General features: G+C 61.0%; 20 protein-coding genes. 12 read left to right on the top strand and 8 right to left on the bottom strand.

Annotated elements, in window-relative coordinates; genetic code table 11:
* The first annotated feature begins 76 nt into the window (after window positions 1-76).
* From NKI18_RS05730 to NKI18_RS05705, 6 genes are all read left to right on the top strand, one after another.
* Window positions 77-1,117, top strand: a complete 1,041-nt coding sequence (locus tag NKI18_RS05730; protein WP_352618427.1) for an ABC transporter substrate-binding protein — start codon at window positions 77-79, stop codon at window positions 1,115-1,117.
* A 127-nt stretch (window positions 1,118-1,244) separates the two neighbouring features.
* A complete protein-coding gene (locus NKI18_RS05725; RefSeq protein ID WP_352454570.1) occupies window positions 1,245-2,282 on the top strand; it encodes an ABC transporter ATP-binding protein in 1,038 nt (345 codons plus the stop codon).
* The gene (locus NKI18_RS05720) at window positions 2,279-3,166 is read left to right on the top strand and encodes an ABC transporter permease (RefSeq protein ID WP_352618432.1); all 888 of its coding nucleotides are present in this window, start codon (window positions 2,279-2,281) and stop codon (window positions 3,164-3,166) included. The genes NKI18_RS05725 and NKI18_RS05720 overlap by 4 nt, the downstream gene beginning before the upstream one ends.
* Window positions 3,159-3,950, top strand: a complete 792-nt coding sequence (locus tag NKI18_RS05715; protein ID WP_352618435.1) for an ABC transporter permease — start codon at window positions 3,159-3,161, stop codon at window positions 3,948-3,950. Before NKI18_RS05720 ends, NKI18_RS05715 begins: the two co-directional genes overlap by 8 nt.
* 80 nt (window positions 3,951-4,030) lie before the next feature.
* Window positions 4,031-4,885 carry a phosphorylase family protein gene (locus NKI18_RS05710; protein WP_352618438.1) on the top strand — a complete coding sequence of 285 codons (855 nt, stop codon included), beginning with the start codon at window positions 4,031-4,033 and terminating at the stop codon, window positions 4,883-4,885.
* Between the two features lie 489 nt (window positions 4,886-5,374).
* The gene (locus tag NKI18_RS05705; protein ID WP_352618440.1) at window positions 5,375-5,752 is read left to right on the top strand and encodes a GNAT family N-acetyltransferase; all 378 of its coding nucleotides are present in this window, start codon (window positions 5,375-5,377) and stop codon (window positions 5,750-5,752) included.
* 55 nt (window positions 5,753-5,807) lie between these two features.
* Here NKI18_RS05705 and NKI18_RS05700 read toward each other — a convergent pair whose 3' ends face one another.
* Complete coding sequence (locus NKI18_RS05700) at window positions 5,808-6,008, bottom strand: hypothetical protein (protein ID WP_352618442.1); 201 nt, start codon at window positions 6,006-6,008, stop codon at window positions 5,808-5,810.
* 526 nt (window positions 6,009-6,534) lie between these two features.
* On the bottom strand, window positions 6,535-6,696 hold the full coding sequence (locus NKI18_RS05695) for a hypothetical protein (protein WP_167522729.1): 162 nt from the start codon (window positions 6,694-6,696) through the stop codon (window positions 6,535-6,537).
* Between the two features lie 224 nt (window positions 6,697-6,920).
* Here NKI18_RS05695 and NKI18_RS05690 point away from each other — a divergent pair, with 224 nt between their 5' ends.
* From NKI18_RS05690 to NKI18_RS05670, 5 genes are all read left to right on the top strand, one after another.
* Window positions 6,921-7,592: a Crp/Fnr family transcriptional regulator gene (locus NKI18_RS05690; RefSeq protein WP_029356805.1), complete on the top strand. Its 672-nt coding sequence runs from the start codon at window positions 6,921-6,923 to the stop codon at window positions 7,590-7,592.
* A 223-nt stretch (window positions 7,593-7,815) separates the two neighbouring features.
* Entirely contained in the window at window positions 7,816-8,025 is a 210-nt protein-coding gene (locus NKI18_RS05685; protein WP_352618445.1) for a DUF4062 domain-containing protein, read from the top strand.
* Window positions 8,022-8,522, top strand: a complete 501-nt coding sequence (locus NKI18_RS05680; protein ID WP_352618515.1) for a DUF4062 domain-containing protein — start codon at window positions 8,022-8,024, stop codon at window positions 8,520-8,522. Before NKI18_RS05685 ends, NKI18_RS05680 begins: the two co-directional genes overlap by 4 nt.
* A 283-nt stretch (window positions 8,523-8,805) precedes the next feature.
* Window positions 8,806-9,306 carry a hypothetical protein gene (locus tag NKI18_RS05675; protein ID WP_352618448.1) on the top strand — a complete coding sequence of 167 codons (501 nt, stop codon included), beginning with the start codon at window positions 8,806-8,808 and terminating at the stop codon, window positions 9,304-9,306.
* Window positions 9,307-9,652: 346 nt separating this feature from the next.
* Window positions 9,653-10,378 carry a phytochelatin synthase family protein gene (locus NKI18_RS05670; protein WP_352618449.1) on the top strand — a complete coding sequence of 242 codons (726 nt, stop codon included), beginning with the start codon at window positions 9,653-9,655 and terminating at the stop codon, window positions 10,376-10,378.
* A gap of 547 nt (window positions 10,379-10,925) precedes the next feature.
* Here NKI18_RS05670 and NKI18_RS05665 read toward each other — a convergent pair.
* The 6 genes from NKI18_RS05665 to NKI18_RS05635 form a co-directional block, all read right to left on the bottom strand.
* Window positions 10,926-11,495: a GNAT family N-acetyltransferase gene (locus NKI18_RS05665; RefSeq protein WP_353019075.1), complete on the bottom strand. Its 570-nt coding sequence runs from the start codon at window positions 11,493-11,495 to the stop codon at window positions 10,926-10,928.
* A 100-nt stretch (window positions 11,496-11,595) separates the two neighbouring features.
* On the bottom strand, window positions 11,596-13,332 hold the full coding sequence (locus NKI18_RS05660) for an adenylate/guanylate cyclase domain-containing protein (RefSeq protein ID WP_352618454.1): 1,737 nt from the start codon (window positions 13,330-13,332) through the stop codon (window positions 11,596-11,598).
* 1,316 nt (window positions 13,333-14,648) lie between these two features.
* Window positions 14,649-16,577 carry an adenylate/guanylate cyclase domain-containing protein gene (locus NKI18_RS05650; RefSeq protein ID WP_352618460.1) on the bottom strand — a complete coding sequence of 643 codons (1,929 nt, stop codon included), beginning with the start codon at window positions 16,575-16,577 and terminating at the stop codon, window positions 14,649-14,651.
* Between the two features lie 335 nt (window positions 16,578-16,912).
* A complete protein-coding gene (locus NKI18_RS05645; protein ID WP_352618462.1) occupies window positions 16,913-17,938 on the bottom strand; it encodes an aldose epimerase family protein in 1,026 nt (341 codons plus the stop codon).
* Window positions 17,939-18,020: 82 nt separating this feature from the next.
* Entirely contained in the window at window positions 18,021-19,478 is a 1,458-nt protein-coding gene (locus NKI18_RS05640; protein WP_352618465.1) for an NAD-dependent succinate-semialdehyde dehydrogenase, read from the bottom strand.
* A 191-nt stretch (window positions 19,479-19,669) separates the two neighbouring features.
* Window positions 19,670-20,620 (bottom strand): AEC family transporter, encoded by a 951-nt coding sequence (locus tag NKI18_RS05635; RefSeq protein WP_352451970.1) that lies wholly within the window; start codon window positions 20,618-20,620, stop codon window positions 19,670-19,672.
* A 149-nt stretch (window positions 20,621-20,769) separates the two neighbouring features.
* On the opposite strand from NKI18_RS05635, the gene NKI18_RS05630 reads away from it, so the two are divergent.
* The gene (locus NKI18_RS05630; protein WP_352618467.1) at window positions 20,770-23,781 is read left to right on the top strand and encodes a caspase family protein; all 3,012 of its coding nucleotides are present in this window, start codon (window positions 20,770-20,772) and stop codon (window positions 23,779-23,781) included.
* Window positions 23,782-23,861 lie beyond the last annotated feature (80 nt).

Genomic DNA, 23,861 nt, shown 5'->3' with positions numbered 1-23,861 from the left:
GATGCAATCGTAACGTTACGATTACAAAATAATGGCTCTTTTGAGCGATGTTTGATAAAGTTGGGGAGGAGAACCTATGTCCTGGCTACGCATTTCCTTAACAGCATTCGCAATCTCGGCTGCCCTGCCCGTTCATGCGCAAACAGTCACCATCACGACCGCAGGTGGGGATTATGGTAACGCCATGAAGGAAGCCATGTGGGGGCCTGCTGCAAAAGAGCTTGGCTATGATGTCCGCGAGGAGACCCTAAGCGACGGCCTGGCCGCCTTGAAGATGCAGGTCACCTCGGGTGCGGTCACGACCGACGTCATTCACCTGGGCTCACCGGAAGGTGCCCAGGCGGCCGCACAATCGCTGCTGGAGCCACTCGACTACAAGATCATCGATCCGAAATCCGTGCCGGAGGGTGCGAAGTCCGACTACTGCTATCCGTTTGACTCCTATGGCACCGTCATGTCGTGGAACACCAAGACCTATGGCGAGAACCCGCCGAAGACGTGGGCGGAATTCTGGGATGTTGCCAAATTTTCTGGCCGTCGCGCGTTGCGCGCCAATGCGCAAGACTCGATCGAGATCGCGCTTCTCTCCGATGGCGTGGCACCGGCGGACGTCTATTCCGTGCTCAGCACGCCGGAAGGGCTAGAGCGCGCCATCAAGCGGCTTGAAGCGATCAAACCAAACGTCGCCGTGTGGTGGACCTCGGGCGCTCAGTCCGCGCAGTTGCTGAAAGACGGTGAAGCGGATTTGGTCATTACCTGGAACGGACGCGCCCAAACCGTGAAAGCAGATGGTGGCGCGGCTGACTACACGTTCAAGGGTTCGGTCATCGGCACGGACTGTCTTGGGGTGCCGAAGGGAGCGCCGAACAAGGAAGCCGCGATGAAGCTCATCGCAGCGATGACGCAGCCCGCGCGGGTTGCCAAGCTGACCGATTTCATTGCCTACGGCCCTGTCAATCCTGCGGCATATGAGGGTGGCCTTATTCCCGAGGACCGTCTGAGGACCCTTGCGACAGCGCCTGAAAATGCTGGCACTTCGGTGTTTTCCAATTCAGAATGGTGGGTCAAGAATGGCGAGGCTGCCCAAAGAGCCTTCGATGAAATGATGGCTCGCTGACTCTCAGCTCTGACGCATGTCGCGCAAAAATGTGCAGCGCGCGACAACGACATGCATGAAAACAAGAACCTAAAGCGCGTCGCGTGAAGCCGGTCGAACGCGACGCGCTTCAAGGCTGGAGCACATGATGAAGTCGCTCGCGATCACCATCGAAAGCGTGCACAAGGCTTATGGGTCCTACGTCGCACTGGATGATGTTTCGCTCGACATTCAGGCTGGCGAATTCCTCACGCTGCTAGGGCCATCGGGATCGGGCAAGACCACGTTACTCATGGCTCTGGCCGGTTTTGTCAGGCCGGATTCCGGTAAACTTTTCTTGGGCGATCGAGACATCACCCGCCTGCCGCCCAACAAACGAGACATCGGCATAGTATTCCAGAATTACGCCTTATTTCCCCACATGAATGTCCTGGCGAACGTCGCGTATCCGCTGGTGCTGCGCAAGGTACCGAGAGCGGAGGCGCGTCAGCGGGCGCTTGATACCTTGGCCCGCGTGAAGCTGGATGGTCTGGCGGAGCGCAATATTGCCGCACTATCCGGGGGCCAACGTCAACGGGTGGCATTGGCGCGGGCTATCGTCTTCGAACCGCGCGTGATGTTGATGGACGAGCCGCTGTCGGCGCTCGACAAGAACCTGCGCGAGACCATGCAGTATGAGATCCGACGTCTGCATGATCATCTACGGATCACCACGATCTATGTAACCCACGACCAGCGCGAAGCGCTGATTATGTCTGACCGGATTGCGGTGATGAATTCTGGCCGCATCCAGCAGATAGATACGCCGCAGCGGATTTATGATCGTCCATCGACCCGCTTCGTCGCGGAGTTCATGGGCGAGGCCAACATTGTGGCCCCGGGCTCAGCGCGCAGAATCGACGGCGCCGAAGCATCGCGCGAAACACTGATGATCCGCGCCGAAAGCTTCCATCTTGATGCGAAGCTCGTCGGGGGAGACGGAGTGGCTCTCGAAGGAATACTGCGCGCCAAAGCGTTCCGCGGCGAGAACTGGCTTTTGACGCTGGCGCTTGACGGCGGGCAAGAGGTTCTTGTCTGCATTCCGGCAGCGCTGGCCGGCGGCTGCGCCGAGCTTGCCGCCGGTCAGCGGATGACCGCATATGCACCAGCAGCGAAGGTTCACGCGATACCGGGAGCGATGGCGTGACCGTCGTCCGGGACCCGGCGCTCGCGGCGGATGCGCGGCGCGAGCGGCGGTTTTTTCTTTCACTTTCGCTCCCGGCGCTGTTCATCGTTGGATTGGCGGCGATACTGCCCATCCTTTGGATCATCCGGCAATCCTTCCTGACCACCGGGGGTGAGTACACCGTCGGCAACTACGAGAAGGTCCTTTCGAGCGGACTGACGTGGTCGGCGCTCGTCACGACCCTCGAACTATCCTTGGGTACGCTGGCGGGCTGCATTCTCCTCGGCACTCCTCTGGCGCTGGCTCTGGCCAGCGTCAGACCAAGGCTGGCCAACGTGCTCATGGCGTTCGTCATGCTGCCGCTGTGGACCTCTATTCTGGTGCGTACCTATGGTTGGCTCGTGCTCTTGCGGCGCGACGGCCTGATCAACGCGGCTTTGACCGGTTCAGGCCTGACGGCGGAGCCATTGCCGCTGGTCTACAACTTCACGGGAACGCTCATCGGCATGGTGCACTACATGCTGCCACTTTTTCTGCTGCCTGTTTATGCTGCGATGCGCGATATCGACCCAAATCTCATTCGCGCGGCTGCGAGCATGGGAGCCACTCTCAGGCAGGTCATCCGCACAGTCATTATGCCGCTTTCGGCGGGCGGCATCTTCTCGGGTTCGATCATCGTCCTCATCTACGCCATAGGTTTTTTCATCACGCCGGCGGTGCTTGGCGGCGGCAAGGTAAATCCGCTCTCTACCCGGATCGAGCGTACACTATCGACCTTTCAGGACTGGGGGTCGGCAAGCGTCCTGGGCATTCTGCTCCTCGTTCTTATGGCGCTGATCGGTGTGATGTTGCTGGCGGCACGCCGTCTGGTGGCCCAGAGCACCGTGGAAGCCTCCCATGCTTGAAGCCTATCCGCAAGACAGGCTCGCCCGCATTTTGCTCTGGAGCTTTGCCGCTCTTGTCATGGCATTTCTGATGCTGCCGACGCTCGTGGTGGTGCCGCTTTCCTTTTCGGCGTCGAATCTCCTCGAGTTTCCGCCGCACGCCTACTCGTTGCGCTGGTACGAGAACTTCTTCGGCTCGGCAACGTGGATGGCCGCGCTCAGAACGAGTTTGATCCTTGGGACGTTGACGGCGTTGATCGCGGTGCCTTTCGCGCTGCTCGCCTGCATTTCAATGAATCGGCTGGGCGGAAAGACCGCTGCGGCCATCCAGAGCGTCCTGCTGACCCCCTCGATCACCCCAGGTATCCTGCTTGCGATCGGTCTCTTCTTTGTGTTGGCCGCACAACATCTGATCGGAACGCTATTCGGTGTGCTGGTCGGACATGTGGTGCTGGCCGTTCCGGTCGCCTGCATTGTGTTGCTACCCGCTCTCGCCCGCTTTGACTGGAACCAGGTTCAGGCGGCGCGCAGCCTCGGTGCAAACTGGGCCAGGTCCATTGGCGGAATCATCGTTCCGCAACTTCGGATCAGCTTGCTGTCGGCGACATTGATGGCGTTCCTGACTTCGCTCGACGAGTCTGTGATTTCGATCTTCATCGCAAGTGGTCGCAATAGCACGATGCCGAAGCTTATGTTCCTGTCGCTGCGCGATCAAATCGATCCGACCATTGCGGCGATCTCGACATTGTGGACCGTCATCGTCGTGGCCGTGGTCCTGATTGTGACCCTTCGCCAAAAATCCTGACCGAGACTGGAAACATGCCCACCAATTACCATGCAGCCGACGATCTGACGGATCATTCGACGGACATTCCTGAGGTAGGGTTGGCCATCATCACCGGGTCGGCAAACTGGGGGCTTGCCTTCCCGGAAGATGTCGAATTCGATGGTGTGCGCACCTTGCGGCGCGACATGAGTTTTGAAACACCTTTCGGTCGCACCGACAACTGGAAGCTGCTGGAGTTCGATGCGTCGATCACAGCGGAAGGGAGAGCAAAACGCGCGCTGTGCATGTATTCGCACGGCAATCCCCGCGACCGTATCGACCATTCCTGCCATCGCCGCGCGTTCTGGGTATTGATGCTGGCGGGTGTACGGCAAGTTCTCGCCTGCTCGACGGTTGGCGCCGTCAACAAGGCGATCCAGCCGGGCGACATGGTGGTGACCGCCGACATCATCGAACTGACGCAGACCCCGTTTTCACTGCTTCCTGACCGTCAGAGCTTTGACTGTTCGGGCAAGCAAATCGTGTGTCCAAGATGTGCGGCGGTTCTGGTCGAAACGGCCCGCCGTCATTGGCCAGCCGAATGCCGCGTTTATGGCATCGAACAGCAGTTGGTGGCTGCCCATTGTTATGGGCCCCGGCTGACAACGCCTGCCGAAGCCTTGGCATATCGGGGCATGGGGGCGGATGTACTCAACCATTCCATCGCCCCTGAGGCGACCTTGTCGCGCGAGATCGGCGCGTGTTTCGTGCCTTGCGCGTTCGTGACGGCGGGCTTCAACGACTACATGGATCGCAATCGCCAGAAATTGCTGCAGGAGGACGTGCTGCCCAGTCTCTCCATGACAGCCTCGCGGGTCGCGCTGGAGACCGCCGCGCGACTTCCCGCTGATCCGGAATGCTCCTGTCACGGCTTGAAGTCGCCTCAGCCGAAAGAACGCTCCAGCCGGTTCTGAGACGACCTTGGTGCGCCGGATAGCTGAAGCTCTGCCACCGACCAAGAATCCCGAGGGCGCTGCGCCGGGCATGTTTGCGACGTTCGAAACGCTGAGGGCGGCGTTTGAGGATTAGGGTCAAAACTCAATCAGACTGGCTGCCGCCAATGGCCCAGATGGGCGGAACTTGCCGTTTGAATTAGTCGGCGGGAATGAGCACAGAGCGCCATGTTCAGACATTCGCGGTGCTTCTCCAGAGCGGACGTTAGCTCATCGGTAGGAGTCGACCTGCGGACCATGCTTGATGGTAGGTGTAAGGGAACGGCGTGACCCCCATGCGATGAAGCGGCGGTAGGCCGCCGCTCCGATTTTGAGCGGCCCGTCCGGCAACGCTATAATTGACCGGCAGGGGACGTTATCGATGACGCAAATCAGAGCCATGACTGAGCAGGACGTGCCTTCGGTATCGCTGCTCATTGGAGAGTCTTGGCGCAGGACGTACTCGCCATCATGGGTGCCGAGACCGCGGCCCGGATTTCGGATGAAGATCACACGCTGCAGCGGATTGCGGCGGAACTAACAGACACCAACAAAATGTCGTTCGTGGCAGAACGGCCAGACGGCTCGATTGCCGGCTACGCGATGGCTAAGATGAATGAAGCCGGCGACGTCATGCTTGACCGGCTCCACATCGATCAAAGCGAGTACGGCACCGGGCTAGCCGCTAATATATTGCACGCTGTCTTTGCCGCCCATTCCGGCATCCCGAGCATCGCACTCGAAGTGCTCGAGGGAAACGACCGGGCAATGGCCTTTTACCGCAAACATGGTTCGAAGTGGTCGATCGCAGGGCCGCGTCGCACGGTGCAGAAGGCCATGCATCGTTGATTATGCGCAAACTGCTATCGCGCGCCTAGTCGGAACTCGCGCATCGAACAGTACATCACGTCTTCCGTCCCCAGCGCACCGGCGGCCTCCCCCGCTCGCAAACCAAATAGACGTCTTTCAGCTGTTTGATTGGCATGTCAGCGTGAGCGAACGCGAGGTCCTGAGCGTCAGAAGCCGACAATGAAGCCGGACTGATTGCGATCAGCACGGTGCCGAGCGTCACAGGCGCGAGGGACTTAACAACTGACATGATCATTTTGAGATCCTCCCCAGCTCCCGTCGGTCAACATTCAGTCCTTGGGGTCGCAGGTGTAGTGCCGTTCGAAGGTCCCGTCCGCGCGCCGCTGCTTGTCGAAGCCACGATGTAAGGCTCGATCGCGCGCTCGTGGACCAGCCAAAGGGGATCTCGGCCGAGGCGTAGCCACTGCCGGCGGCCAACCGTCTCGGGATCGAGGCCGAAGCGATCCTGGTGCGCTCGATCGTCGTGCCGGCCGCGCCTGCCTCCGCATGACGGATGGCGCGGCTTGGCAAAGCGCACATGATTTCGTCACGTGAGATGCCGATGTCGCCAAGGACGTCATCGGGTAAACGGCTCAACTGGTCCGTTGCCGACAAGAGAGCTTTTCGCTCGGCGCGAAGGCGTAACCACCTGCGAAATGGACCAATGGCGGCAGCATGAATTATAACCATGATCAGATCATCCCTTCATTGATCTGAATTGACCGGTACGGAACGGCGCGAACGGCGCTCCGGGCGAGAGCGTCAGCCGTCCGCGAGGCAAATTAGGCGTAGTGGTCGATGGATTGGTTTTGCCGCGGCGTGCCCATACGGCGGGCGGTGGCTGGCCCCGGGCCACGCATGTAATAAAGCTCCGGGCGGTAGCGCGGCGCGACGAATTTGCGAAACCCCGCAGCAAGTTTTGTGACGGGAGCCAAGAATTTCATGACTGTTCCCTTTCCCTTCGCCGGCTTGCACACGAGCCGGCGGGCCTGACGTTGCAACAAGGATATGACAGTCGAACCAGGCTCGGCTGTGGGAATTCCCACACCGGGCAAAACATTGGCGAAATCCGCTCCCAGTTTGCATCCCGGAAAGCGGGGCCTGCGGCGATCAAATTTCCTTGGATAGGGAGTAAGGTGAAGTACACTTGATTGAACAAGAGACCGTTGTGACAGGCTCTTTGGCCTTCATCTCAAGACTTTGCGATGCCGACCTCGCCGCGCTGACCAAACGGTGGCACGAGCGCAGCTATCGACACAACGAGCTAATCATTTCCCACGGCGACACTGGTCGCGATGTCTTCTTCCTGCTGGAAGGACGGGCTCGCGTGACACTGGTTTCAGCGGACGGCAGGGAGATAGCGTATCGCGATGTCGAACCGGGTGACATTTTCGGGGAGCTCGGAGGCATTGACGGGATTGCACGCTCTGCCAGCGTAGTCGCGCTGGAGGCAACCCGCGCTGCACGGCTGTCCGGCACAGCATTCCGGGATATCGTGATGACCCACCCGACTTTTGCCTGGATGCTGCTTGAGCATCTGTCTGCCCAGCTCCGGCGCATGACCGAGCGGGTATTCGAATACAGCACTCTGGTCGTGCGAAAACGGCTGATCGTCGAGCTCCTGCATCGGGCGGAGAAAGCCGCACTCGTGGACGGCGAGGTGTCCATAAGCCCGGCACCGACGCATTCCGAGCTGGCGGCAACGATGAGCACGCACAGGGAAGCGGTCTCGCGCGAAATGAGCGACCTCGCCAAGAGAGGCCTGATCGAAAAGCGCGGCAGCAGGTTATTGCTGCATGACGTCTCGGCACTACGGGCGCTGGTCGACAAGAAGGAATAGCGAAGGCTGTCGCTGCGCCGGGGGGCACCGCACGTTTCATACTCCTCGGCCGCAAGTGATTATTCCTTCCGGCAAACCGGGCAACCTAGCGTGCCAGCGCGCGGGTCGGGCTTTGATCGCTTCACCCTTGCAAGAATCATGACTCGGCTTCTTGATGCGGGCACGGAACGTTATCCCCAGCCTGCTTGCAGACTTACAAGGGCGGATCGAAGGGTGAAGCCGCATGGACGTTAAATACCAAATCTTCGTCAGCTCGACCTACGCCGATTTGGTGGACGAAAGACGGTCGGTCATCGAGTCCGTTCTTAACCTCGGGTATATTCCTGTGGGGATGGAGGCATTCCAAGCCAGCGACGACACTCAATGGGATTACATTAAGCGGCGCATCGATGACAGCGACTACTACGTACTCATCGTAGCAGAGCAGAGTTGAAGGGTAAGAGCTACACCCAGATGGAGTACGAGTACGCCGTCGCCCAAGGCGTGCCTACCGTGGCGTTTTTGCTCGAAGGCGGTGCTCGCAAGACGTGGGCCGCGGAAAAGGTCGAGTTCGAGAAAAAGGCCAAACTCGAGAGATTCCGAAAGCTGTATGAAAAGAAGCTCGTCAAATATTGGCGCAACAAGGACGATTTGGCGGGTAAGGTTGCGATGGCTATTAGACGTTATGACCGTGGTCTGAGCGGCGGCCCGCCCTTAGTCTTTGCAGCTGTTAAGCAAACGGGGGTTGCTCGGGAGTGCCGAGCCGAGCCCCAAGCGAAGAAAGGACGGGCCATGGAGCAAGATAACGTTTTTTACGTCGGTGTCGATGTGTCGAAAGCCAAGCATGCTGTCGCGATTGCCGAGGGCGGACGCGGTGGAGAGGTCCGGTATTTCGGCGAGGCGTGTATTTCGGCGAGGCGTTCCCCGCGCGTCGTCACCGCAACGTCGTAGCCGTGAAGCCGAACCGTGACGGTCGCGTCATCGTGAACAAGCGTCACCTCGCCAGTCATCGTGATCGTGTCGCCTTCGGACAGTTTCGCCATCGGCATCGCCCTCGCAAAGGCCGCCGCTGAACTGGACGTGGAAAGCGCCATCATCAACGGTGAGATCGTCGTATTGAACGAGACTGGCCTGTCTGACTTCGGAGCCTTGCGGAAGCCATCACCCGACGCCAGCACGACCTCTATTCGTCGCCTTCGATCTTCTGCATCTCAATGGTCACGACCTGCGCGACATGGCGCTGGAGGACCGCCGCGAGATCCTTGCCGAGATGATCCCGGACGGTGGCCGTATCCAATTCAGCCAGGCGCTTCCCGGCGAGCCTAAGGCGATCTTCCACCTGATAGACCAGGCGGGGCTCGAAGGCATGGTGTCGAGGCGCAAGGACAGCAAATACCGGAGCGGCAATTCGACGGCTTGGCTCAAGACCAAGGCTTACAGCATCGATGAATACGAGTTGCTCGGCGCCGAGCGTGAACCCGGAAAGCCGGCTTTCGCCCTAATGGCCGAGCGTGGCACAGGACGCTATGTCGGGAGCGCCTTTATCACCTTGAACCGGGAGATGCGGGAACGCCTCTGGGAGCGCGTACAGGAGCATTCTGGGCCTGCGCCAAACGGGATGAAACGGCCGGCGACGCAATGGGTCAAGCCGGGGCTGATCGGCCGCGTGAAGCATCTCCGCGGCGAGGAGAATCCGCGCCATGCCTCGCTGCAGGATTTTCGGGAGGAAGACTAGGGTAAAACTCAGTCATTCTGGCTATGCCGCGAATGGCCGAGATGGGCTAATTGCGGGCAACGGCGAGACTGGACTGAAGGGCAGCTCAGGGTCAGATCGCGTCATGCGACGCTCGCAACTGAACGACCGCCAAAAGGGTCGAACTCGGTCGTTCAGAGCGATTTGGATGGTTTTGGCGGCGAGAGCAGCCGGCCATGAGGAGATCCCGAACTTTGAACGAAGTTGTCGGCCGGGCGCGCCTGATACGGCCCCTCCTCTCGAACCCGACCTTCGACCCTGAACGGGGATGGTGATACACGCCCGTCCTTCTGGTATAGTGGCACGATCACCCAGCGGAGACGTTGCCATGTCTAAGCACTTCGTTCATGGGGCAGTGGTCGCATTGGGGCTGTTCGTCACCAGCGCAAGCGCCGAAACCCTGAAGCTTCCTGACAATCTGGCCGGCTTTAGTTCTGATGTTGGCGAAAACTACTTCGTCGAAAGCGATGCACGGGAGGCCTATTTCCCTCTCGCAAGCAACTTTCTGACGCAGAAGACACAGTCCTATTGCGGTGTCGCCAGCATCGTCATGGTGCTGAACGCGCTCAATGTACCGGCGCCTTCGGTTCCGGAGTACGAGCCATATCGCACTTTCACGCAGGACAATGTCCTCGATGAACGAACGGACGCCATTCTCGCCCGAGATGTTTTGGCGAAGAAAGGTATGACCCTCGATCAGATCGGTGGAATTCTTGCGACGCAGCCGGTCAAGGCAGAAGTCCATCATGCCGCCGACAGCTCAGTCGACGAGTTCCGCAAGCTGGCGAGTTCCCATCTCGGCCAGTCGAACCATTTCGTGATCGTCAACTACCTCCGCAAGGCAATCGGACAGGAGAAGGGCGGCCATATCTCGCCGCTAGCAGCCTATGATGGGAAATCAGACCGCTTCCTCATCCTTGATGTCGCACGGTATAAATACCCTCCAGTGTGGGTGAAGACATCTGAGCTTTTCGATGCCATGAACACCCAGGACTCCGACAACGAGAACAAGACCCGCGGCTTCGTCCTGGTATCGGCGGCTTCTGTTCAATAGTGATCACCGCCTTCAACGCGATCATCCAGTCTGTGAGCGAGGGGTCACGCGCATTGATGCGGGGCCCCACAAACCATCCCGCCCCCGCCCGCCGATGAACCCGGTGGGTGCCGACCCGGCATGCGCTCGCCCCGGCGGCGGTGGTCTCACACGCTGGCGTTCTAGGGTCAAACTCTACCAACTGGCTGCCGCCAATGGCCGAGATGGATGGTTTGTTGCTGTTCGCCTCGTCCACTGGAACGAGTAAGGTGCGCCATTTGCTGACAATCATGGCGCTTCACCTTTGCGGTCGTTCTCGCTACGACCTGATGCGGACCCGAAGCGGATGGTCGTTTGATCCGGTTAAACTCAACGCGCCACCCGACCACGTGCGCCATCTCGAGACGTTCGCGAAAACCTCCACGTCGGTCGCGACTCGACCATGGAGCGGAAGTACAGGCGAAGTACTGTTTCGTTCGAGATGGCCTGGTTCAATCTCCAGCATCCTCCTCCTGCCATACTGGCCGGAGCGAGTGCCGGCCGCGAGCGAGTGGCCTTTGAGCGTAGCTCAGAGCGTCTTGCTCATCATCAGGATCTGAACCGGACCGCCGCCACGGTCATCGACGAATTTCTCGGCGGGTTGGTAGCCGCAGGCTCGATAGAGCGGCTCTCCTGCCATCGTGGCTGCCAGATCGGCACGGCGGAAGCCCTCAGCCTTAGCGGCACGTTCACACAGCGAAAGGATAAGGCGGCCGACGCCTCGCCGGACAAAGTCCGGATGCGTATACATGGCTCTGATACGCGCCGCGTCCGTGGCTGGATCAAGCAGTGCCGCGTTGCGTCCCGGTGACTGATCACCACCATACATGGTCGTGCGCCGGCTCCAGCCACCGCACCCTGCCAGGACGCCGTCGTGCTCCACGACGAAATAGGTGCCATCATCGACAAGCTGCGTGTCCAGCCCCATGATTGCGCGGCTGGATCGGATCTGGTCATCGTCGAGAAACGGTTTCTGGAGTTCGGAGATCGCTGCATCCATGAGCGCAATCATGGAGGCGAGGTCCTCGCGTCGCGCTATCCGGTGCCGAAAGTCTTCACTGGCCATGTTCAAGCACACCATGAGGCGAAACAAACGCACGATATGGCGAATTTCGTTCCGTCAGAAGACCAAAATAATCGCTGCTGCGGCAGCCTTGGGACGCCTGTCGACAGCAGGCCGAAGGTATAACCAATGACAGTCATTCTGGCAGCCCCGCCATGCGATAACCTTCCACGATATGCCGGCGCACGTCTTCGGCTGGGAATGGCTGCGAATCCGACCAGTGCCGGATAGTGAAGTGCGGATTGCTTATCATGAACATTTTCGCCTCCCAGCGCGCTTCCTCCAAACGGCCAAGTTGCGCAAGGCTTGCTGCAAGCAGGCGTCGTGAAGTCGTGCGATAGGTTTCGGGCCTGCGCAGCGTTTGGATCGCGGATTCGTAGTCGCCCATGGCATATTGGGCCTGGCCCAACATCCAGTAATACCAACCGGGCGGGTGAGGGTTGAGTCGCAGTGCCCTGCGGACCTGCTCTATGGCTTCGGCAGGTCGGCCCTTTTCCGTCGTCAACTCGGCCTGCATTGCCCAAGCGTCGGCGTGGTTGGGGTCCAACTCGTGGGCAGCATCGAATTCGGCATCCGATTCCACCCAGCGACTCTCATGTCCAAGTATGACGCCCAATACCCATCTGTTCCCGGCGTCGTTCGGGTCGAGTTCGACCGCCAGCTGTGCTTCGGCGAGCGCTCTTGCGCGGTTGGGGTCCATCGGTTCGTCCCAGAACTCCCAGCCCAGCCAGAGGTTGAGTGCCAGCCAACGGTGCGCCTCCGCGTATTCCGGGTCGAGCGCGATTGCCCGGTCTAGCAGCAAAATGGCCTCTTTCGCCGTGAGCGCCGTTTGCAGGCCAAGGACCCGGGCACGCACACAGAGATCATAGGCCTCCAGGTTGCTCGGTCTGTTGCGCGCCGGCGCGGTGGTCAGGCGGCCAACCAGAGCCTCGACAATCTTGCCTGTCACCTCGTCCTGAACGGCGAAGATATCTTCTAGGCTCCGGTCGAATCTTTCGGCCCAAAGGTGGTCACCCGCGATCGCGTCGATCAGTTGGGCGTTGATACGCACCCGTCCAGCGGCCCGCCGTGCACTACCTTCAAGAAGATGGCGAACTCCCAGTTCTCGCGCGATGCGACGCACATCCACGTGCCTGCCTTTGTATGCAAATGCCGAGTTGCTGGCGATAACGAACAACTCGCTTGTCCTCGACAGATCCGTGATCAAGTCTTCGGTGAGGCCATCGACAAATGCCTCCTGCTCCGGATCATTGCTCATGTTCGTAAAGGGGAGGACGGCAATGGAGGGCTTGGCGGGGAGCTGCAGAGGCGCTTTCTCCGCGAGCCCGCCATCGTCCGATGCGGTCGACAGCCGGATCCGGTAGACAGACACTGGTTCGGTGACGTTCTTGATCGCTTGCGGACCAAGTTCGTCGAAGCCGCAATCGAGCTTCCGCTTGACTTGGTCGTAGACGCTGCCGGATACACAGACATCTCCTGCCCCGGCCATTGCCTGGAGCCGCACTGCGACAATGACGCCGTCGCCGAACAGATCGCCGTCCTCGACAACGACATCGCCCAGATTGATGCCGATATGCAGGTAGATTCTCCGGTCGGCGGTCACACCCTCGTTTGCGGCCGCCATCCGCTTCTGAAGGTCCACGGCGCATGACACGGCGTTCACCGCGCTTCCGAACTCGACCAGAACGCCATCACCCATCAGTTTCACAATACGGCCATGACGGTCGCGGACGAGTGGTTCGAGGATTTCCTTCCTCCTCCTCCTTAAAGCGGCCAACGTTCCTTGCTCGTCCAGGTCCAGAAGTCGACTGTAGCCCACCACGTCGGCAGCCAATATGGCGGCAAGGCGGCGTTGGGCGCGTTCTTCGGCCATTTCGCGTTGCTTTCATTGAAAGCAGAAAAGCGAATTTTATGCCGCCCATTTCAAAAGTCTATCAGGTTGACTTCGAGGCTCGATCGTCAAGCAGCTACATAGGGTGATCGCGCCTGTCGATTGTCCCCACTGGGGCCACGACTTGCGCTTGGGGCTCGTCTTGGAGAAGGTCAGCAAGGGGTCAGTGCCGAGTGCCGCGAATGTCGGCTATCGGGCAGTGAAATGGGCTGACGAAGGGCAGCTCAGGGTCAGATCGCGTCATGCGACGCTCGCAACTGATCGACTGCAAGGGTCGGAACTCGGTCGTCTTAGAGTGATTTGGGTTTTGGCGGCTAGAGCGACCCGGCATGAGGTGGTCCGGACTGTGAACGAGGGTGTCGGCAGAGCGCGTCTCATAGGGGGCCACAAGCCAGTGCCCCGCCGCCGACAAACACCGGCGGGCGGGTGCTTCGGGGACACGATGGTAGATTGCCAATGCGTTCGCGGGTGTGGCCTTAAGTCGCAAACTATTGGCTTCAGAAGCAGGGCGTCGGGCTTCATTGACGGTGCTACCAACACCATATAGTCCGTAGCCCTCCCAAACGAGAGAAGCTCGCCCCGACGGGTCGCACTGCGGCCGTCAGCCGGCAATTGCTGTGAACTAGGAAACCATCATGCCTGAAAATATCAGACTAACTTCGAGAGACGTCCCTCTCATTCAGCTAGGCCTCTATCAGTGCCGCTTCCCGGTGAGCGAAGACCTGTCAGTTCCCGGCGGCTATCGTTTTTGTGCTGGGCCAACTTCGCCGGATCGCGTCTACTGCGATCACCACCACCACATTGTGACCGCCGTGGACCCTCGTCGAGCCCGTTCGGGTCTCCACCTCGCTCAACGACGCGCCGCGTAAGTCTGGCTGGCGGCGGCCTCCCGGCCAGGCGCTATGCGCTCCAATGGCTACGACCTTCCCGTCGGCTCGGTCTGGCCCATCCTCCCTTATGCCGTCTTCGCCGATGTCTCCCCCTTCGCCCGATTGAGAACGACGACTTCTCGCCGAAGCGATCGCTTCGGAATGCCGTCGTAGCCCGACCCGAAGCTCAGTGAGCTTTTGTAGAGGTCGAGGGTCCAATCCAACGTCTGGACTCCACTGGAGTGCCTGCACTCGAGAGCGATTGGCTCTCCGGCAGCCGATAAGGACCCAAATTTAAGCGCCACTTGCCGCCATCCGTCGTTTGGCCAGTGAACTGTCGCTTTCGATGCACAGCGGTCGTTCCTGGCAACGCGCGCCGTTCGCGCGCTGGCGAGCAGCGGCCCTCGCCTTTCTTTGCACAGGGGTGTTCTATGGCTGCCCGAGAGGCTTCGCCTCCCCCGCCTCGCATTCCGACAATCGCACAGGTTTGGCGAGTTTCGCCAGCGCCTCGGGCTTGGCGCAAGCCGGAAAGCCGGCGAGCGGCATTGTTTCAATAAACCGGCTGCGCTCTTTAGTGCTCAAGCCCACTTCATTAATCATGCTCTCGACGGTCAGGTCCGGGTACTGCTTGAGAGTTTCCCTAACCGAAGCATTCGCCTCATCCATTCGACCCAGAGCCGCAAGGGAGCTGCTAAGCACCACCCACTTCCACTTGTCGTAGTTGTTAGGCGTCATGCGCTCCAGCATCTTCAACGCGTCCTCATATCGGCCGGCCATAAAATAGGCAGGGGCGAAGAAGTTGGACGTCCACATCGGGTAGTTCGGGTCGAGCCGCATTACTTGGTCGACCATCTGAGCGCCGCGTTCGGGTTCATTGAAGCGTGCCGCAAAGCCGGTATAGAATGTCAGGATTTCGGACGAACCGGGAGCTAGACGAAGGGCCGTGTCCAGCTCAGCCTTGGCGCGGGCGTTGTCGCCCTTCTGGCTGAGGCTCATACCAAACACGGCGTGTGCCTCAGCGTCACTTGGATCGAGCCGCACCGCGCGTTCGGCCACATCGGCAGCCGCCTTGATCTCGCTCTCGGGATTGATACCGAAGCCAGCCAATATACCATGAGCATGATAAAGTTCTACCCAGGCCCGGGCCAGCCCGGGGTCCAGTTCAACGGCGCGGTTGAGAAGCGCGATGGCCTCCTCCTCATCCGCTATGGTGATCTTTTCAATCTTCTCGGTCCCGAGCAGATAATAATCATAAGCATTCAGGTTTTCAGGTCGTTTACGTTTGGCCGCGGCCCGCCCGGCCGCCTGAATCAACCCTACCCCGCCGCCCAGACGGTTGGTGACTTGCTCTGCGATCTCGGTCTGGACGGCGAAAACGTCCTCAGCAGGCCGGTCCCAACGATCCGACCAAAGATGGTTGCCGGTTTGTGCATCGATCAACTGCGCGGTGACCCGCACCCGCCCATTTTGCCGCTGGATAGAGCCTTCTAGTACGAAGCCGACATGGAGCGCACTTGCTACCTGGCGGGCATCCACCGGCTTGCCTTTGTAAACTTCCGTCGAATTCCGGGCCACGACCTCAAGTTCGGGAAACCGCGCGAGGTCGGTTATGATATCCTCAGTCAAGCCATCGGCCAAACGCCCGGTGGCCTCGTCGCCGCCATAATTATTGAAGGGCAGCACCGCGACCGACGGCTTGGCCCCCAGCGGCGCGGGCTGAAAGAACCACCAGGTCCCTCCACCCGCCAGAGCCAGCACGACGATGGCCGCTGCAGTCGTCCTGGTCCAGCGCGGCATCGCCCTGCGTAAGGTCCAACGCACCCGCTTGCCATCGAGCCTCAGTCGGTACATCCGCACGGGGCGGCTGATGTTCTTGACCTGCTGCTCGCCGGCGAAATCGAGGGGCAAATCAAGCTTGCCCTGCAGATGGTCAAAGGCCGTGCCCGATACGATCACGCCGCCCGGCTCAGCGAGTTGCTGCAACCGCGCGGCGACATTGACGCCGTCGCCATAGACATCGCCGTCAACCAGCGCAACGTCGCCCAGATTGACCCCGATGCGGAACACGATGCGCTCAGGCTCTGGCAGACCTTCATTGCGCGCGGCCGCCGCGCTTTGGATTTCCGCTGCGCAGGCGACTGCGTCGACCACGCTTTCGAAGGCGACAAGCGCGCCATCGCCCATCAACTTGACGACGCGGCCATGGTGCTGGGAGATGGCGGGGTCGAACACCTCGGAACGAACGGTTTTCAATCGCTCAATGGTTCCGGCCTCATCGGCCTCCATCGCCTTCGAGTAGCCAACCATATCGGCCGCCAGGATCGCCAGCAGCTTCCGATTGAGAGGGGGAACCGCCATATGCGCCTCTTTATGGCACAACCCTACACCCATGGAAGCATCGGAGCCAGAACGCGCCGTTGGCCGCGCGGTGAATGACCGCTCGTCAGCCGTTCCTGACTTTCGACCGGGTGCGGATGAACGTCTTCAACGGGTCAACTTGCGTCGTCAGGGCTCTCGGCGTCAAAGGTCCGAGAGGGTTCGAAGTCGGTCGTTCAGAGTGATTGCGTTTTGACTCCAGAGCGCCGCGCGTCATTGGACGCGCAAAGGACGCTATAACACTTTGAATTTTGCATGATCCTTTCCGAACCGGAGGTCAGCGCAGCAAAACTATGCCGGTTTCCGGGGGTCATGCCCTAAGGCAGCCGGAACCGGTATTCCGTCACGTGATGGTAGATCTGCCCGGGCCACAGCGTGGCTTGCGGGAAATAGGGCCGGTTGGGCGCATCCGGCCAGATTTGCGGCTCCAGGCAGAAGCCCGAAAACGCCTTGTACTGGCGTCCGCCCAATCCAGGCGAGGACGGCGCCAGATACTGGCCGGTATAGAGCTGGACGCCCGGCTCGGTCGTCCAGAGCTCCATCTCGACGCCGGAATTCGCGCCTTGCGCCCACGACGCCTGCTTCAGCGGCCCGCGCGTCGAGGCGAGGCAGAAATTCTGGTCGTAGGGGAGCTGTTCGCCCTCGGTCTCCATGCGCAGCGGCCGCGCCTGGCGAAAGTCGAAAGGTGTGCCGTCAACCGGCTTGACCGTGCCTGTCGGGATCAGATCGGCGTCGACAGGAAGATAAGCGCCGGCATTCAGCATCAGCCGGTGGTCGAGAATGTCGCCGGCGCCGCCGTCTTCCAGGTTGAAATAGGAATGCTGGGTGAGATTGCAGAGCGTCGGCTCCTCGCAGGTGGCGGTCAGTTCGACGCTGAGCGTGCCGGGGATCTTCAGCCGGTAGGTGCAGGTCACGTCGAGCGCGCCGGGAAAGCCCATCATGCCGTCGGGGTCGTGCAATGTCAGCGTGACAAAATCCCTGCCATGCAGCGAAACCGCCCAGGCACGGCGCGAAAAACCTTGCGAACCGCCATGCAGCGTGTGCTTTTCGAGGAAATTGCGCTCGGTCTGATAGCGTTTGCCGGCAAGCGTGAAGCGGCCGTCGCGGATACGGTTGGCATAGCGCCCGACGACGGTGCCGAAGAAGGCGGTATCCGTCTCATAGTGCTCGAAACGATCATAGCCGAGCACCAATGGCGCCTCGTGCCCGGCCAGGTGCAGATCCTGGATAATCGCACCCAGGCCGATGATGTTGGCGGTAAGGCCGCCGCCACGAATGGTGAAACGGCGGACTTCCTCGCCCGCCTGCGTCGTGCCGAAAACCTCGCCGTCCTTCATTGCCATGCTCGCAAGTTCGTTGCTCGACGCCAGCCTGGCCTTTTCCGAAGCGGCTCAGGGTCTTTTTCGGTATTACCGCATCAGGCTTCTAGAGACCAAGTCCGCCGATGCAGACATATTTGGTGTCGAGATAGTCCTCGATGCCCTGATGGCCGCCTTCCTTGCCGAGGCCCGATTCCTTGACGCCGCCGAACGGCGCCTCAGGGGTGGTGATGAGCCCTTCATTGACGCCGACCATGCCGTATTTGAGCCCTTCCATGACCCGGAAGGCGCGGCCGAGATCGCCGGTGTAGAAGTAGCAGGCCAAGCCGAACTCGGTGTCGTTGGCGAGTGCTACGGCCTTTTCCTCGGTCTCGAACTTGAACACCGGCGCCACCGGGCCAAAAATCTCTTCCTTCATGAAGCGCATCTTCGGCGTCGCATTGGCGATCACCGTCGGCTGGAAGAACGAGCCGCCGAGCGCGTGGCGCTTGCCGCCGGCGACGACCTTGCCGCCCTTGGCGGTAGCGTCGGCAATCAGCTCCTCGACCTTCTCCACCGCCTTTTCGTCGATCAGCGGTCCCTGCTGGACGCCGTCTTCGAGGCCGGAACCGACCTTCAGCCCGTTGCTCGCAGCAGCTAACTTTTCGACAAACTGGTCGTAGATGCCGGCCTGCACCAGGAAACGGTTGGTGCAGACGCAGGTCTGGCCGGAATTGCGGTACTTGGCGGTGATGGCGCCGGCGACGGCCCGCTCGATGTCGGCGTCGTCGAAGACGATGAACGGCGCATTGCCACCGAGCTCCATCGACACTTTCTTGACGGTCACCGACGACTTCTGGATCAGGATCTTGCCGACCTCGGTCGAGCCGGTGAAGGTGATCTTCTTGACCAGCGGGTTGGCACAGATCTCGTCGCCGATCTCACCGGCAGCGCCGGTCAGGATATTGATTACGCCTTTGGGGAAGCCGACTTCCTCGGCAAGCGCGCCCCAGGCAAGGCCGGAGTAAGGCGTCTGCGACGCCGGCTTGACCACGGCGGTACAGCCGGCGGCAAGCGCCGGACCGAGCTTGCGGGCCAGCATCGAGGACGGGAAATTCCATGGCGTGATGGCGGCGATGACGCCGACCGGCTCCTTGGTCACCAGGATACGGCGGTCCGCCCAGGGCGACGGCACGACGTCGCCATAGGTGCGGCGGCCTTCTTCGGCGAACCACAATATGTAGGACGCGGCCGAGCCGATCTCGCCCTTCGATTCGAACAGCGACTTGCCCTGTTCGATGGTTAGTAGTTCGGCCAGCACGTCCTGATTGTCCATCATCGCGTCGTGCAGCTTGCGCAACAGCTTCGAGCGTTCTAGCGCGGTGGTCTTGCGCCATGTCTGGAAGGCAGCGTCGGCGGCTTCGATGGCGCGGCGGGTCTCGGCCTTGCCCGACTTCGGCACGGTGCCGATCTTGAGGCCGGTGGCAGGATTGTTGACGTCGACCGTCTGGCCTGAATCGGCCTGCACCCATTCGCCATTGATGAGATTGGCCTGCCGCATGAAATGGCTGGTTTTCTGAAGCATGATCTCGCCTCCGTTCGGCACCTGGCGGGCCGGTCGCTGATTTCGTGAATGGACGTGCGCGATAGCATCGCTAGAGCCACTGCTCTTAGCCCAGGGCAAGCCCCGCAAGCAATCACAAGATGGCATATAGGGTTTAGGCCAGCCAAAGCGAGAGGCGATGCAGCCGGGTTCTTATCCAAAAACCCGGGTTCTTATCCAAAAACATGGACGACCACTGTCAGCCAAAACGCAGTGGTCACGACCGCACAGGCGGTGGCGATGGTCATCTGGTTCGACGCCAGCGCCTGGCCGGTGTTGAACTGCACCGCGATGAGATAGGAATTGATGCCGGACGGCAACGCCGCAACCATGACCGCCACCTTGGCCGTCAATGGCGGCAGGCCGATCAGCCAGACCAGGCCGAGAACCAGCGCCGGCATTAGGAACAGTTTCAGCGCCGACAGCGCCAGCGCCGGCCTTACATTGCCGGAAATGCCGAAACGGCGCAGGCTGAGCCCCATGGCGAACAGCGCCACCGGGGCGGCCGTGCCGGCCAGCGCGTCGCTCAGCCGCGTCGCAAGCACCGGCAGCGGCGCACCGGTGAAGCGCCACGCCAGCCCGGCCAGTATGCCGATGATCAGCGGATTGATGAATACCCGCCTGAGAAAGCTCCTGACGACGCGGAGCGGATGCACAGGCTCGCTGCCGCCGCGGCCGAACATCTCGAACAGGATGATCGAGGCCATCATCATCACCGGCAGGTGAATGGAGACGAGCAGTGACAGCACTTCGAACCCGGCCGGCCCGAACACGCCGATGATGAAGGGCGCGCCGAGCAGGACAACGTTGGAGTAGGACGACGATACGCCGCCGACGACGCCGGCGCGGGCGTCTCGTCCGAAGATGCGCGTAATAACCAGATGGCCGGTGGCCCAGGTGAGCGCCACCGCCGCGAAATAAGCGCCCCATAGCGACCACGGCGCCACGCCGTGGAAATCAGCCTTTACCATGGTCTGGAACAGCAAAAGCGGCATTGCCACGTTGATGGCGAATTCGGATACGCCCTCGCCGCTCGCCGGCTTCAAATAGCCGGTCAACCCGGCAAGATAGCCGAGCCCGACGAGACTGAAGACGAAGAGGACGGTTTCGGTAAGCGGAGACATTTTTCCCGTGATAGGCGAGCCCCGGCGGCGGCGCAATCGCCCTTCCCTCGCGAATGTACCGGCCAACAATCCGGCCGCTCGGATCTTGCCCGAATTTGCTCATGGTTGGATGCCAGCGCTATACAGGGTTGTCGGGGGACACGCGGCGAATGGGCCTTGTCGGAAATCAGCACTTCTTCAAGCAGGCGTGGCTGACGGCTTTCGTCGGCGCCATGCTTTGCCTCGTGGTGACCTCGGCTCATGCCGCGGAGCCGGCGAGCCTCAAGGGCGTGGCGCTGATTGTCGGCCAGTCGAAATACCAGCACATAGCGGCTCTTCCCAACCCCGCCAACGACGCCCGCGACATCGCCAAGATGCTGACCGATCTCGGCTTCGACGCGCGCAGCGTCACCGACCGCGACACGGCAAAGCTGAAGCGCGACCTCGAGCGTTTCGCCGAGGATGCAGAGGACGCCGACGTCGCCTTGATCTACTATTCCGGCCACGGCATCGAGGCCGGCGGCGAAAACTATCTGGTGCCGGTCGACGCCGACGTTTCTTCATTGAAGGACGCCGATCAGGCCCTGGTGCCGATCTCCGCCGTCATGGACGAATTGAAGACGACCGTGCCGGTAACGATCATGCTGCTCGATGCCTGCCGCACCAACCCGTTTCCGGCGGATGCGGTGCTGCGCCGGGCGCCGACGGCCTCGGCCTCGCCGATCAGCGCCGGCGGATTGGAGCCGGTGCGCGGTGCCAGGGCACTGGCAAACGCGACCGCGACGGAAAATCTGGGAACGGTGATCGGCTTTGCCGCCGAGCCGGGGCGGCCGGCACTCGACGGCATCGTCGGCGAAAACAGCCCCTACGCAGCGGCACTTCTGCGCCACCTAGCGGCAATGAAGGGCACCGAGTTCGGCTCGGTCATGCGCATGGTGACCGAGGAGGTCTATCTCGACACCAAGGCAAGGCAGCGGCCATGGGTCAATGAAAGCCTGCGCCGGCTGCTCTATTTCGGCGTTGCACCGCAGGAGCCGACCGGCGACGACGACCTGATCACCGGCGAGCGGCGGCAATTGCTGCTGACGATCGCCGAGTTGCCTGACCCTAAGCGGGCACAGGTGGAACTGGCCTCGCTGCAGGACGGCGTGCCGCTCGACGCGCTTTATGGCGTGTTGAAGGCGCTCGGCACCGAAAAAATGCCGGAGGACCCCACCGACCTGCAAAAGCTGCTCGATGCCCAGGCCGAGCGCCTGAAGAAGATGATCTCCGAGCGCAACGCGCTGCGCACCGGCGACCCCGAGATCAGCCGCCTCGTCGCCTCGGCCGACAAGGCGATCGGCCAGGGCGCCATCGTCACCGCGCGCAACTTCCTCGACCAGGCGGTGGGCCGGGTCGAGCAGGCCAGCGGCGCGGTCGATCGGGCAGAGGATCTGGTCAGGCAGAAGCGTCTTGCCGACGCGGCGATCTATGCCAGGCGCGCCGACGCTTCGGCGCTGGTCTTCGACTATCTGTCGGCCGCCAACGATTACGGCAAGGCCTTCTCGCTGGTCGAGAAATGGGACGACAGGCTGCGCTGGAACTACAAGAACCAGGAGGCGGAAGCGCTCAACGCGCATGGCAGCGCCACCGGCGACAGGCAAGCGCTGCAGCACGCCATCGACGCCTACCGCGTCATCCTGAACTTCATCCCCAATGGCGAGCAGAACCGCGACTGGGCGATCACCCGCAACAACATGGCTGTGGTGCTGCAGACGATCGGCGAGCGCGAGCGCGAAACCGACCGGCTGGAAGAGGCAGCGAAAATCTTTCGCGATTCGCTTGCCGTGTTCGAGCGCGAGAAGGACGACATCAACTGGGCCGCGGCCCAGAACAACCTGGCCAATGTGCTGTTGAAGATCGGCGAACGCGAGAGCGACCCGAAACGCTTGAACGAGGCGATGGTGGCGATGCGCGCCACGCTGGAGAAGCGGCCGCGCGACAAAGTCCCGCTGGACTGGGCCGCCTCGCAAAGCAACCTTGGCCTTGCGCTTTACGCGCTTTCGGAGCGCGAACCGGACGGCGCGCGCCTGACCGAGGCCGAGGCCGCCTACCGGCTGGCGCTTGAAGAATACACGCGCGAAAAGGCGCCCGTTCAGTGGGCGATGGTCCAGAACAATCTCGGCAATACGCTGGTGTCTCTCGGCACGCAACGCAACGACAAGGCAAAAATCGACGAGGCAGCCGCGGCATTCCGCGCCGCGCTCGAAATCCGCACCCGCGACACCTTCCCGCTCTCCTGGGCGAGCAGCCGTCTCAATCTGGGTAACGCGCTGAACAGTGCTGCACGTTTCGATCTCGGCACCGGCCTGCTCGAAGAGGCGGCTGCCGCCTATGGCGATGCGCTGACCATCTTCACCCGCCAGCGTTTTCCGACGGATTGGGCTTCGGCGGAGAACAATCTCGGCTCGATCTACCAGACGCTTGGCCAGCGCACGCGCGATCCTGCCAGGCTTGAGCAATCGGCCGCTGCATACCGGGCGGCACGGCGCGTCTATACCAAAAAGGAGTTTCCGCTCGACTGGGCGATGACCCACTACAATCTCGGCAACACCCTGCAACTGCTCGGCGGCGTGACCGACAAGCCGGTGCATTACGAGGACGCGATCGAGGCCTATCGCGATGCACTTCGCGAATACAAGCGCGAGACCACGCCGCGGCAATGGGCACTGGCGCAGGCCGGCCTCGGCTCGGCGCTGCAATGGCTAAGCATGAGCGAGGCCGATCCCCGCAAACTGGCCGCTTCGATCGCCGCGCGCCGGGCAGCGCTGGAGGTGCTGACCTTCGAGACCTCGCCCGTCGACTGGGCAAACGCGCAGAACGGCATCGGCATGAGCCTGATCAATCTCGGCAATCTCGAACGCACCGGCAAATATCTGGACGAAGCCGAAGCCGCCTTCGAGGCAACGCTCAAGGTCTTCACCCGCGAAAGCCAGCCGATGCAATGGGCCTTCGAGCAGAACAATCTCGGCGACGTCCACTGGAACCGCGGCAGCTATGGCGGTGGCAATGCCGAATTCGAAAAGGCGATCGAATTCTTCGAGAACGCCAAGCAGGGCTTTACCGAAGCCGGCTACACACTCCCGATCCCGCTGACCGACCGCAAGATCGATCTGGTGAAGAAGCAGATAGCGAAGAAATAGGCGTCTCGGCCGCAGGTTGCACTCGGCTTGTCTTTCAGCCGGCTTTGCCGTCCCTATATGCCGGTCACCGGGGACCTGCC

Source organism: Mesorhizobium sp. M0800, assembly GCF_040320095.1.
Classification (GTDB): Bacteria; Pseudomonadota; Alphaproteobacteria; order Rhizobiales; family Rhizobiaceae; genus Mesorhizobium.
The sequence above is the reverse complement of the archived record's forward strand: the minus strand, read 5'-3'. Positions and strand labels throughout refer to the sequence as shown.

What these genes read in the sequence shown, in the direction of transcription:
- NKI18_RS05730 (WP_352618427.1), top strand. Translation starts at nt 77, where the DNA reads ATGTCCTGGCTACGCATTTCCTTAACAGCATTCGCAATCTCGGCTGCC.
- NKI18_RS05725 (WP_352454570.1), top strand. Translation starts at nt 1,245, where the DNA reads ATGAAGTCGCTCGCGATCACCATCGAAAGCGTGCACAAGGCTTATGGG.
- NKI18_RS05715 (WP_352618435.1), top strand. Translation starts at nt 3,159, where the DNA reads ATGCTTGAAGCCTATCCGCAAGACAGGCTCGCCCGCATTTTGCTCTGG.
- NKI18_RS05705 (WP_352618440.1), top strand. Translation starts at nt 5,375, where the DNA reads ATGGGTGCCGAGACCGCGGCCCGGATTTCGGATGAAGATCACACGCTG.
- NKI18_RS05700 (WP_352618442.1), bottom strand. Translation starts at nt 6,008, where the DNA reads ATGATCATGTCAGTTGTTAAGTCCCTCGCGCCTGTGACGCTCGGCACC.
- NKI18_RS05695 (WP_167522729.1), bottom strand. Translation starts at nt 6,696, where the DNA reads ATGAAATTCTTGGCTCCCGTCACAAAACTTGCTGCGGGGTTTCGCAAA.
- NKI18_RS05685 (WP_352618445.1), top strand. Translation starts at nt 7,816, where the DNA reads ATGGACGTTAAATACCAAATCTTCGTCAGCTCGACCTACGCCGATTTG.
- NKI18_RS05675 (WP_352618448.1), top strand. Translation starts at nt 8,806, where the DNA reads ATGGCGCTGGAGGACCGCCGCGAGATCCTTGCCGAGATGATCCCGGAC.
- NKI18_RS05670 (WP_352618449.1), top strand. Translation starts at nt 9,653, where the DNA reads ATGTCTAAGCACTTCGTTCATGGGGCAGTGGTCGCATTGGGGCTGTTC.
- NKI18_RS05660 (WP_352618454.1), bottom strand. Translation starts at nt 13,332, where the DNA reads ATGGCCGAAGAACGCGCCCAACGCCGCCTTGCCGCCATATTGGCTGCC.
- NKI18_RS05650 (WP_352618460.1), bottom strand. Translation starts at nt 16,577, where the DNA reads ATGGCGGTTCCCCCTCTCAATCGGAAGCTGCTGGCGATCCTGGCGGCC.
- NKI18_RS05645 (WP_352618462.1), bottom strand. Translation starts at nt 17,938, where the DNA reads ATGGCAATGAAGGACGGCGAGGTTTTCGGCACGACGCAGGCGGGCGAG.
- NKI18_RS05640 (WP_352618465.1), bottom strand. Translation starts at nt 19,478, where the DNA reads ATGCTTCAGAAAACCAGCCATTTCATGCGGCAGGCCAATCTCATCAAT.
- NKI18_RS05635 (WP_352451970.1), bottom strand. Translation starts at nt 20,620, where the DNA reads ATGTCTCCGCTTACCGAAACCGTCCTCTTCGTCTTCAGTCTCGTCGGG.
- NKI18_RS05630 (WP_352618467.1), top strand. Translation starts at nt 20,770, where the DNA reads ATGGGCCTTGTCGGAAATCAGCACTTCTTCAAGCAGGCGTGGCTGACG.